Raw genomic sequence first — 10496 nt, forward strand, 5'->3', positions numbered from 1 at the left:
CGATGACAAACACCCAGCCCGTCGACATCGACACGACCGCCGGCTCGAAACTGATCACTCAGAACGCTATCGAGCAGTTCCTCTATCGCGAGGCTCGCCTGCTCGACGACCGCGAATTCGAGAAGTGGCTCGAGTGCTACGCCGATGACGTCGTCTACTGGATGCCGGCTTGGGACGATTCCGATCGCCTTGTCGAGAATCCGCAGCGCGATATCTCGCTGATCTACTACGCGAACAAGGGCGGCCTCGAGGACCGGGTGTTCCGCATCCGGACCGAGCGTTCGTCGGCGACATCGCTGCCGGAACCGCGCACGAGCCACAACATCGGCAACGTCGAGGTGATCGAGCGGCGCGGCGATATCGTCGACGTCCGATTCAACTGGCACACAATGTATTTCCGCTATAAGACGATCGATCCGTATTACGGAACGTCGTTCTACACGATCGACTTCTCCGGCGATGCTCCGCTCATCCGACGCAAGACCGTCGTGTTGAAGAACGACTACATCCACCACGTGGTGGACGTCTACCACTTCTGAGGTTGCCATGACTGCCACCACCGAGCGTCCCGCCTCGACCGGCGATCCGGTCGCCGAGGTCACGACCCACAAGGTCGCCCTGAGCTTCGAGGACGGCGTCACCCGCTTCATCAACTGCCGCACTGACCAGACCGTCGCTGACGCCTCGTATCGGCAGCGCATCAACATCCCGCTCGATTGCCGCGACGGCGCGTGCGGAACGTGCAAGGCGCTCTGCGAATCCGGCGATTATGACGGTGGAACGTATATCGAGGCTGCCCTGTCCGAGGCGGAGGCGTCCGAGGGGTACGCCTTGCCGTGTTCGATGAAGCCGAAGTCCGATCTCGTGCTGCAGATCCAGGCGACGTCCGATATCGCGAAGACGCAGGCCGCCACCTTCACCGGGGAGCTCGTCGAGCTGGATCGGCTGTCGGAATCGACCGTGCGGGTGGCCATCGACATCTCCAATCGCGCCGAACTGGCCTTTCTGCCAGGGCAATACGTGAATATCGAAGTGCCGGGCACGGACAACGGCGAGGGTAAGCCCCTGACGAGGTCCTACTCGTTCTCCAACGGCCCCGACGAGGACCGGCTCACCTTCCTGATGAAGTTGAGCCCGGGCGGTGCGATGTCGACGTACCTCACTGAGCGCGCTCGCGTGGGTGACGATCTCACCTTCACCGGCCCGCACGGATCGTTCTTCCTGCGCGAGGCCGCGCGGCCGATCCTCATGCTCGCCGGCGGTACCGGCCTCGCGCCCATCCTCGCGATGCTGCGAACCCTGCGCGCGGGGAGCAGCACCCGCAAGGTTCATCTCGTCTACGGGGTGTCGTCCGATATCGACCTCGTTGCGGTCGATGAGATCGAGCGCCTCGCAGCCGATCTGCCCGGTCTCACCTGGGACTACTGCGTCTCCGATCCGGCAAGCGCCGCACGAAACAAGGGATATGTCACCGGTCTGATCGGACCCGAGCACCTCTACGCCGGCGACGTGGCGGTCTACCTGTGCGGTCCCCCACCGATGGTCGAGGCGGTTCGCACCCATCTCGCCGATGCCGGGACCGAACCGACCGGCTTCTACTACGAGAAGTTCGCATTGGCGGTTGCTGTGACCGCCGATCGGGATACTGCGCCGTCGCCCGAGCCCGCGGTGGCAGTCGCGCCGGTGCCCGCCGCGCCGGTGGAGGACCTGGCTCTCGCTCGCGATGCCCGTTCCATCGCGGATCAGGTCGTCCTGCCGCGCCGCGAGATCGACAATTGGAGCGGCCCTGTTCCAACGCCGGGTGCCGACGATTCGCGACTCCTGATCGGCGGACAGCAGGTCTGGTCGGCGAATCCCGCCGCGGCAGCAAAGCTCGATGCCGACGACGGCGCACTCATTCCCGGATCATCGCGATCTCTCGCCGGGCAGACGGTATTCGAAGAGCGACCGGTGACTCCCCTGGTCGCCAGCCCGGCGGCTGTCGAGACCGCGCGACCACCAACCGAATCGGCCTCGAGCATCGGAACAACGATCGGCTCGGACGGCTACGAGATCGGCGAGGAGCATCCCGCCGTCCATGAATCCGACGCGATCTTCGAGGCACGCGCCGCACTCGAGCTCGGCGCACTGGAACTCACGTTCGGACGCATGTCGAGTCGACAGTTGGCCGGGTATCGCCTGCTCGCGGACGCGACACTCCAGTATGTGTCGGGCGATTCATTCGTCGACGCCACGCAGTACACCGAGACCAACGCCGATTTCCACGACTACCTCTTCGCGCAGACCGGAAATGCACATCTGCTCGAGGCGTACACGGCACTCGGAGTGAAGGGCCGGATGAGCGAGGTGTTGCGCAATGCGACCTGGTGCCATCCGCTGTGCGCGCGCGATCATGTCGACATCGTCGCCGCCTTCGAATCCGGTGACCGAGAGGCCGCGCGCAGTCTGATTGCCGCACATGCGGAACGCTCGAAGCAGACCATGCGCCGCGCGATGGCCGACGAAATCGCCTCCCACCGTCCGCGGTTCATCACACCGGGCCGGTTCGCAGGCAAGGTCGTCGTGGTGACGGGAGCGGCACAGGGTATCGGCGCCCAGACCGCACGCCGGATCGCCGCCGAGGGCGGACGGATGGTGCTCGTCGACCGCTCGGAACTGGTGAAGGAACTCGCTGACGAACTGCGTCCGAACGGGGACGTGCTCGCAGTCACGGCGAACCTCGAGCAACATGAGGGCGCCGAATCTGTGGCACACCAATCAATGTCGAAGTTCGGACGGGTCGATGTGCTGATCAACAACGTGGGCGGCGCGATCAATTTCAAGCCGTTCATCGAGTTCACCGAGGCAGAGATCCGCGCCGAAATCGACCGGTCGCTCATGACGACGCTGTACTCGTGCCGCGCGGTCCTACCCGGCATGGTGGAACGCGGCGACGGCGTCATCGTGAATGTGTCCTCGGTGGCCACCCGCGGCATCCACCGCATGCCTTATTCCGCCGCCAAGGGCGGGATCAACGCCATCACGGCATCGCTCGCCCTGGAGTACGCCGAGAAGGGCATCCGGGTGGTTGCGACGTCACCTGGCGGCACCGAGGCGCCGGCCCGGCGAATCTCGCGCGGGACCCCGGAGCCGCGAACCGAGGAAGAACGCGGCTGGTTCCAGGCCCACATCGACCAGACCATCGCGTCGTCGCCGATGAAGCGGTACGGCACCCTCGACGAACAGGCTGCGGCGATCTGCTTTCTGGCTTCGGAGGAGGCCTCCTATATCACCGGGACCGTGCTACCCGTGGCGGGCGGCGATCTGGGGTGACCGCCACAAGGGCGCGCCTACCATCGACTTGTGATCCGCGTGGACGAGTGCGTCGGTCGCGAGGGCGAGCTGAAGGAACTGTCCGCCCTCGTGGAGGCCGTCGCGGAACACGGCGTTCAGGTCGCCGCGGTCACGGGTGAATTCGGAATCGGCAAGTCGACCCTGGCCCGCCGCCTGGTGGATGAGCACCGGAATCGATACGGCGCCGAGCGGGTGCTCTGGGCGCAGGCCGCTCCATGGGAGACCGATTGTGTCGGCGCAGTGCTGAGCCAGTTGCTGCAACGCGGTACCGCGCGACCGGAAACCATCATCGACGATCTCGCCGGCCGATGGTCCGGCGACGTTCCCCTGCTCATTGTGATCGATGACGCCCACTGCGCCGACCTCGAGTCGATGCACGCGATCTCCGGTGCGCTTTCTCGGCACCGTACGGCCAGGGTTGCGCTGATTCTGTGTGCGCCCGCGGGCGAGGTCCCCGGCATAGTCGGCCCGCTATCCGAGTTGCGGCTCGTGGGAATCGACGCCGCGGCGATCGGGCATTTGGCACGGCAGCGAAATATGCTGCTGCATCCGTCGATGGCCGACAGATTGCATCACCACACCGCGGGCAATCCGCGCGCGGCGATCGCATTGCTCGATGAGGCTCCCAGTGAGCTGTGGTCGCGCCAGGATGCCGATCTGCCGGCGCCCGGCTTCGTCCGCGACGCTGTTCGTGCCCGGCTGGAGGCGTGTTCACCAGCGGGTCGGGCGCTGATCGAGGCGATAGCCATTCTCGGCGCAGACGAAGCACTGTCCGTCGCAGTCGAATTGGCGGCGGTGGAGGATGAGTTCAAGGCCGCCGACGATGCGATTGCCACGAACATGGTCGACACCCCAACCGATCTCGAACCGGGTGAAGCGCGACTGCAGCTGCGCAGCGACATGATTCGTGCCGCCGTGGTCGGGCTTATGGGGCTGCAGGCCGCTGGTTCCGCGCACCGCTCTGCGGCCGAACTCGTGACCGACCCGGTTCGGCGACTCCAGCACCTCATCGCCGCGACACCCGGTACCGATCCGGAGCTCGCCGACGAGGTGAATCTGCTCGCACAGGCCCGGGCAGCGGAGGGAGCGTGGAGCGATGCCGCTCAGCTGCTGCGGCGCGCGGCCCGACTTACGGTCGACCCGCTGGCTCGCGACGAACGACTCACCCGAGCCGTTGATGCGCTACTCGCCGCCGGCGACTGCGTGGGCGCGGGCGCGCTCGTACCGGCCATCGAGAGCCTGCGCGAAACACCGCTGCGCAATGCGACTCTCGCGTACATGGCGCTGCTGCGTGGCCGTCCCGCCGAGGCCGACGTCCGGCTGACCCGCGCCTGGGACATCGTCAATGCGTCGCGTGATCCCGAGACTGCGGCGATGATCGCGCAACGTCGCGTACTCGATGCGTTGATCCGGTGTCAGGGGCCCGAACTCGTCGACTGGGCGGATCGGGCGATTGATCTCGCTGGGCGCACATCGCCGAGCGGTGTCGAGGCCGCAGCCATCCGCGGGCTCGGGGTGGCCTGGTCCGGGCAACCGCAGCAGGCCATGCAGATCTACCGTGAACTGTCGACGACCATCCGGCACGGCGCGCAGGCCCAACGCATGACCATGGGGCGCGGCTGGCTCGAACTCGGGCTCGACGATATCGACTCCGCGCGAAGCAGTTTGGAAGCCGGAGTGTCGATGGCGAGCCTGGGTGGCTCGGGCCGTATCACGCTGTGGGCGCTCGGCTGGCTCGCCCGCGCCCATTTCCTCACCGGTGAATGGGACTCTGCCGTGCATACCGCGCGCCGAGGTCTCGACCTGGCCGCGACGAGCGGAATCGTTCTGGCCACACCGCTCTTGCAATGGACACTCGCGCAGGTGTTCTCATTGCGCGGTGACTGGGCGTCCGCCGATCGAGCGATTCGAGACACCACGGTGGGATCCACCGACTACGAAATCATGCGAATTCCGGCGCTCCTGAGCCGGGCGCAGATCGCTGAGTCGGCCGCGGATTATGCGACAGTGATCCACACCCTGTCGCCACTCATCCGGCTTGCGAAGACCACACCCGGGCTTCGTGAGCCGGGGTTCTGGCCGTGGGTGGACGTACTTGCCAATGCGCTGGTGATTCAGGGCCGGCTCGATGACGCGGACGCCTTGCTTCAGCCGCATGAGGCGACGGCCGCGGAGCGCGAACACCGCTCGGCGCGAGCACGATTGGGCTATGCGCGTGGTCGGTTGCTCGGCGCGTCCGGAGATATTGTGTCGGCGCGTCGGTCGTTCGAGGCTGCGCTCGAACTCCTCGCCGATCTGCCGACCCGCTACGACCTCGCCCGCGTCAACTTCGCCTACGGGCAAACCCTGCGCCGGGCCGGCAAACGGCGCGACGCGGACCGCGTGATCGGCACGGCACGCGATCTCTACCTGTCGCTGGGTGCTGACACCTATGTGCAGCGCTGCGAGCGGGAGCTGAAAGCCGGTGGCGTGCACCTCCCCCGGGGCCACCGCGACGAGATCGAGCTGACCCCGCAGGAGGAGGCTGTCACCGCCCTTGTCGTGCGCGGAATGTCGAACAGGGAGGTCGCGGCGGAACTGTTCATCTCGCCGAAGACCGTGCAATACCACCTGACCCGCATCTACGCGAAGCTCGGACTGCGTTCGCGTTCGGAACTCACCGCGACTCGCGGCTAGTGAATCGGTAGGCGGTCGCGCACTCGCGCGGCGGTCACGCTACGGACGTCGTCGAGCTCGACTCCAGGTGCGAGCTCGATGGCGTCGAAGCCGCCGTCGGCGATGTCGAACACTCCGAGGTCGGTGATCACGCTGTCGACCACACCGCGCCCGGTCAGCGGAAGCGAGCAGGTCTCGACGAGCTTCGGGTCGCCCTTCTTGCTGACGTGTTCCATCAGCACGATGACGGTTTTGGCGCCATTGACCAGGTCCATGGCGCCGCCGATACCCTTGACCAGCGCGCCCGGCACCATCCAGTTGGCGAGGTCGCCATTGGCTGCGACCTGCATCCCGCCGAGCACTGCCGCATTGATGTGCCCACCGCGGATCATCGCGAAGCTCTCCGACGAATCGAAGTACGAAGCGCCCGGCAGCACCGACACTGTCTGCTTGCCGGCATTGATCAGGTCGGGATCGACCTCGTCGTCGTACGGAAACGGACCGACGCCCAGAATGCCGTTTTCGGCGTGCAGCGTGATTCCGGAGTCTGCGGGCAGGTAGTCCGGGATCAGCGTCGGCAGCCCGATGCCCAGATTCACGTAATCGCCTGGGCGCAGTTCGAGCGCCGCGCGGGCGGCCATCTCGTCGCGTGTCCAGCTCATCGGTTCGCCTCCTGCAGGATCGGGGCGGACGCCGGACGCGACCGGACGGTGCGCTTTTCGATGTCCTTGTGCGCCGCTTGTGCGGGTGTCAGTTCGACGACGTGCTGCACGAACACGCCGGGAAGGTGGATGTCGTCCGGGCCGAGTTCCCCTGTGGGGACGATTTTTTTCGGCCTCGACAATGGTGATCCGACCCGACATCGCGGCCGACGGATTGAAATTGCGTGCCGCAGCATGGAAGCGGCAGTTGCCTGCGGTGTCTGCCACCGCGGCCCGGATCAGCGCGAAATCGGTGACGATGCCCTCCTCGAGGACCATGTCCCTTCCGTCGAATTGCCGGACCTCTTTCGCGGGCGAGGCGAGCGCGACCGTGCCGTCGGGGTTGTAGCGCCACGGCAGGCCGCCTTCGGCGACGACGGTGCCGACGCCGGTCGGTGTATAGGAAACCACCGATTCCGGAACCGCCCGCGCGCAAGCGTTCGGCGAGTGTGCCTTGCGGGGTGAGTTCGACGGTCAACTCGCCGGCGAGGAACTGGCGGCCGAACTCCTTGTTCTCACCGATGTAGGACGCGATGACGCGCGAGATCCGGCCGGCCTCGAGGAGCTTGCCGAGTCCGGCCCCGTCGACACCGCAGTTGTTCGACACGATCGTGAGGTCGCTTGCACCTTGCTCGAGCAGCGCGTCGATCAGGAACCACGGGATCCCGGCGAGGCCGAAGCCACCGACGGCGATACTCGCGCCGTCCGGGATGCCGGCCACCGCGATTTCCGGTGTCGCCGCGCGTTTGTCGAGGGTCATGATGCCTCCAGGTGCTCGATGAGAGCGGGGGTGATGATCTGTGGTTGCTGTGCGGGCGCGAGATGCGCCGAGTGGGGGACGACGAGCAGTCGTGCATCCCGAATGTTGTCCGCGATTTCGGCCAGTTTCGCTGGGGGTGTCGCGAGGTCGTCGCCGCCCGCGATCGCCAGCGTGGGCGCCTTGATCGAGGCGAGGTCGTCTCGTACGTCGAGCGCCGCGATGACCTCGCAGCACGCCGCGTATCCCTCGTCGGGTGTCGTGGCCACCATCTCTTCGTGCTTGCGGCGCACGCCGGGATTGCGCTCGAGGAAATCCGGGGTGAACCAACGGCTCACGACTCCCTCAGCGACAACACCCGTTCCCTGCTCCCGCACCAGCGCGGCACGCTCGGTGTACACCGACGCCGGCGGGAGCGCGGCGGCAGTACAGAGCAGGCCGAGGCGGTCGATGCGTTCGGGATTTCGTGCGGCGACGCGCATGGCGGTCATCCCGCCGAGCGACAGTCCGACGAGGTGGCACGTATCGATGTCGAGGCGGTCGAGCAGTGCGATCAGGTCATCAGCGAGATCGTCGAGTGCGTATGGACCGGCCGGAACCGGTGACGAGCCGTGTCCGCGGGTGTCGTAACGCACCACACGGAAACGCTTTTCGAGCTCGGGCACCTGGGCGTCCCACATGCGATGGTCGGACCCGAGCGAATTCGACAAAACGACGGTCGGTCCGTCAGCCCGCCCGGACACGATCGCGTGTACCTCGACCGCGCTCATCGGACTGCCTCGAAAACTGCCGCGAGACCCTGACCGCCGCCGATGCACATCGTCTCGAGTACGTATCGGGCATCGCGGCGCCGAGCCTCGTAGGCAGCAGTGGCAAGAATCCGTGCACCGGTGGCGCCGATCGGGTGGCCGAGCGAGATACCGGAACCGTTGGGATTCAACCGTTCATCGGACGCGTCGATCTTCCACTCAGCGGTGACGGCGAGAACCTGCGCGGCGAACGCCTCGTTCAATTCGATGAGGTCCATGTCGTCCAGTGTCAGCCCGGCGCGTGCCAGCGCGGACGAGGATGCGTCGACCGGACCGAGTCCCATCGTCTCGGGCGCGCACCCGGTGACGGCCCAGCTGCGCAAAGCGAGCAGCGGCTCGAGCCCGCGTCGTTCGGCCTTCGCGCGTGTAGTGACCACGCACATGGCTGCACCGTCGTTCTGTCCGGACGAATTGCCTGCGGTCACGGTCGAATCCGGATCTATGCGGCCGCGGACCGCGCGCAGTGACGCCAGGCTTTCCAGATCGGCATCGGCGCGCGGATGTTCGTCGCGGCCGACGATAACGTTCGGGCGGCCGCGTTTGCCGGGCACACCAACCGCGACGACTTCGTCGTCGAATCGCCCGGCCTCATGTGCGGCGATGGCCCTTCGATGGGACTCGACCGCGAGCCTGTCCTGATCCTCACGCGAGATCTCGTATCGGGCACGGAGGTTCTCGGCCGTCTCGATCATGCCGCCGGCGATCGGGTGGGATGCGCCGCCCGCGGTGGCCCGCCCGCGGTCGAGGCGGTCCATGAGTTCAACGCCGCCCTGGCGGATCCCGCTGCGCAGGCCGAGCGCGTAGTGCTCGACGTTCGACATGGACTCGGCACCGCCGGCAATAACGAGATCGGCTCCGCCGGTTGCGACGGACGAAGCTCCGTTGAGCACAGCTTGCAGACCGGAACCGCAGCGACGGTCGACCTGCATGCCAGGCACGCCGATACCCAGTCCGGAATCGAGGGCGGCAATGCGGCCGAGCGCGGGCGATTCACCGTTCGCGTATCCCTGGCCGAGGATGACGTCATCGACGTCGCCCTCCGACAGTCCCGTCCGGGCAATCACCTCCCGCAGCAAGCCGGTGGCGAGATCGGTGACCGGAACCGCTGCGAGCGCCCCGCCCATCCGCCCCACCGGGGTACGGAGCGGGGAGCAAATAACGATGTCGGAAGCGCTGGTCATGCAAACAACGATAGGAATCCAATCTCATACTGAGAAATACACATTTTCTCCTTATTGATATTTCACTAGTCTGAATAGATGGAGCTACGTCATCTCCGATACTTCCGGGCCGTCGCCGAGGAACTGCACTTCGGACGTGCCGCGGAGCGGCTGCACATGGCCCAGCCGCCGCTGTCGCAGCAGATCAAGCAACTCGAGGACGAGCTCGGCGTCGCACTCCTGGTCCGCTCGACGCGGCGGGTCGAACTCACCGCGGCTGGGGCGGACTATCTCGAGCGCGCGATCGCCATCCTCGATTCCGTCGACGCGGCGGGCAGGCACGCGCAGCAGATCGCCGAGGGACGGGAGGGTTCACTCGTGATCGGCTGCGTGGGATCGGCGACCTACTCCCTGCTGCCCGAACTGGTCCGTGCGCTTCGCGACGAACTCCCGGCAGTAGACATCGGCGTGCGCGGGGAGATGTCGGCGCCGGCCCAGGTTGCGGCACTGCGATCCGGTGAGATCGATCTGGGCCTGCTGCGTCCGCCGCTCGCCGCGCCGGACCTCAGCTACGACACCATCCGGCGCGATCGGTTGATTGTGGCGCTACCTGCCGGACATGCGCTCGCGGGTGCCGACGCGATCGACATCGGTGACCTGTCCGGAAGCGACTTCATCGCGCACGCCGGGGGCGGCCGGACGGTTATGAGCGGGGTGCTGCACTCGCTGTGCGCGCGCGCCAACTTCGTGCCGCGGATTCGCCATGAGGTTGAGGAGACCTCCACCCTGGTGACGCTCGTCGCGGCGGGGCTCGGAGTCGCCGTGGTTCCCGAACCGACGTCGAGCCTCGGCATCGCCGGAGTCGCCTACCGCCCGCTGTCGACGCAGCCGGCACATATCGATCTCGCGGTGGCGCGAGTGCGTGAGCGTCGCTCGCCGATAACCGAACACGCATTGCGAATCCTCGAGCGGATCGTCGCCGTGGCCCGTCGCTAGGGATATGTTGGCGGGCGGCGGTATTCGGCGAGATCACAACAGCAAGGGACACACCAGATGAGCGAACAGAGGGTCCTCGTGGCCA

At 66.4% G+C, this 10496-nt stretch carries 7 protein-coding genes and 1 pseudogene; 4 read left to right on the forward strand and 4 right to left on the reverse strand.

Annotation, left to right across the window (positions count from 1 at the left end):
• Nucleotides 1–2 precede the first annotated feature (2 nt).
• From benB to A8G08_RS09580, 3 genes are read left to right on the forward strand one after another with little or no spacing between them, the layout of a single operon-like run.
• The gene (gene benB / locus A8G08_RS09570; protein ID WP_068273179.1) at nucleotides 3–539 is read left to right on the forward strand and encodes a benzoate 1,2-dioxygenase small subunit; all 537 of its coding nucleotides are present in this window, start codon (nucleotides 3–5) and stop codon (nucleotides 537–539) included.
• A 7-nt stretch (nucleotides 540–546) separates the two neighbouring features.
• Complete coding sequence (gene benC, locus A8G08_RS09575; RefSeq protein ID WP_068273180.1) at nucleotides 547–3312, forward strand: benzoate 1,2-dioxygenase electron transfer component BenC; 2766 nt, start codon at nucleotides 547–549, stop codon at nucleotides 3310–3312.
• A gap of 30 nt (nucleotides 3313–3342) precedes the next feature.
• Complete coding sequence (locus A8G08_RS09580) at nucleotides 3343–6009, forward strand: helix-turn-helix transcriptional regulator (protein ID WP_068273182.1); 2667 nt, start codon at nucleotides 3343–3345, stop codon at nucleotides 6007–6009.
• On the opposite strand, the gene A8G08_RS09585 is transcribed toward A8G08_RS09580, so the two are convergent.
• The 4 genes and pseudogenes from A8G08_RS09585 to A8G08_RS09600 all read right to left on the reverse strand — a co-directional run bounded on the left by A8G08_RS09585 (nucleotide 6006) and on the right by A8G08_RS09600 (nucleotide 9436).
• A complete protein-coding gene (locus A8G08_RS09585) occupies nucleotides 6006–6650 on the reverse strand; it encodes a 3-oxoacid CoA-transferase subunit B (protein ID WP_068273184.1) in 645 nt (214 codons plus the stop codon). The genes A8G08_RS09580 and A8G08_RS09585 overlap by 4 nt on opposite strands.
• Nucleotides 6647–7449, reverse strand: a pseudogene (locus A8G08_RS09590) (CoA transferase subunit A). The gene A8G08_RS09585 and the pseudogene A8G08_RS09590 overlap by 4 nt, the downstream one beginning before the upstream one ends.
• Complete coding sequence (gene pcaD, locus A8G08_RS09595) at nucleotides 7446–8216, reverse strand: 3-oxoadipate enol-lactonase (protein ID WP_068273187.1); 771 nt, start codon at nucleotides 8214–8216, stop codon at nucleotides 7446–7448. The pseudogene A8G08_RS09590 and the gene pcaD overlap by 4 nt, the downstream one beginning before the upstream one ends.
• On the reverse strand, nucleotides 8213–9436 hold the full coding sequence (locus tag A8G08_RS09600; RefSeq protein WP_068273189.1) for an acetyl-CoA C-acetyltransferase: 1224 nt from the start codon (nucleotides 9434–9436) through the stop codon (nucleotides 8213–8215). Before A8G08_RS09600 ends, pcaD begins: the two co-directional genes overlap by 4 nt.
• Nucleotides 9437–9514: 78 nt before the next feature.
• Between A8G08_RS09600 and A8G08_RS09605 the strand changes: the two genes are divergently transcribed.
• Nucleotides 9515–10411 (forward strand): LysR substrate-binding domain-containing protein, encoded by an 897-nt coding sequence (locus A8G08_RS09605; RefSeq protein ID WP_068273191.1) that lies wholly within the window; start codon nucleotides 9515–9517, stop codon nucleotides 10409–10411.
• The last annotated feature ends 85 nt before the right edge of the window (nucleotides 10412–10496 follow it).

Source organism: Aldersonia kunmingensis, assembly GCF_001646865.1.
Classification (GTDB): Bacteria; Actinomycetota; Actinomycetes; order Mycobacteriales; family Mycobacteriaceae; genus Aldersonia; species Aldersonia kunmingensis.